General features: G+C 44.2%; 1 protein-coding gene. It reads right to left on the bottom strand.

What is annotated here, in order from left to right:
• Positions 1-608, bottom strand: a 608-nt coding sequence (locus K5Q92_RS23905; protein ID WP_220771263.1) for an IS4 family transposase, incomplete at both ends; no start/stop codon positions are given.

The following is a 608-nucleotide window of genomic DNA, read 5'->3' as shown; positions in this document are numbered from 1 at the left end:
TTTCGATTTTTGACAGTGTTAGCTTGGAAGTGCTTATCCCAACCTTGTTTCTGACCATGAACTCCAGCAAGCCAAAATGTCAGTTGAAGCATTAGGGCGATTAGCAGCATGATATCAAAGCGCTCTGAGCTGCTAGTTCGGCTATGACGGAGGCCTAAACCGTAGGCTGGGCTTTTCAAGTCTCGGAAGGTTTCTTCAATTTGCATACGCTTCGAGTAGAGCCTAACAAGTTGCTTTGGTGTTCGGATTTCAACGGGCAAGTTAGTCGCTAAAACCCATGGTTCTTTTGTCGAAGCGGAGTAGATTTTAGGTGACGGATGATGACAATTAGTCCGTGTCGAACGCTGATTTTTTCGGCCTTTAGGACGTGATTTATACAGTGCAATTTGACATGAAATTGGGTTGCTCTTAGTCAACCTCTTATAGCCTAAAGTCTTTGAGCGACTTGAGGATATGCTATGTAAGTTGCTGATAGGTTGCCAGTTTTCCGCACCTAAATCTGCATATTGCACTTTCCCTCTGACTCGACTTAACCAGTACCAACCTAGCTTTTCAACGGATTTATACCATGGCACTTTAAAGCCAGCATCACTGACAATGAGCGGTGT

The sequence above is a fragment of the Shewanella sp. MBTL60-007 genome (assembly GCF_019654915.1).
Classification (GTDB): domain Bacteria; phylum Pseudomonadota; class Gammaproteobacteria; order Enterobacterales; family Shewanellaceae; genus Shewanella.
This window is presented reverse-complemented; position numbering and strand designations above follow the sequence as displayed.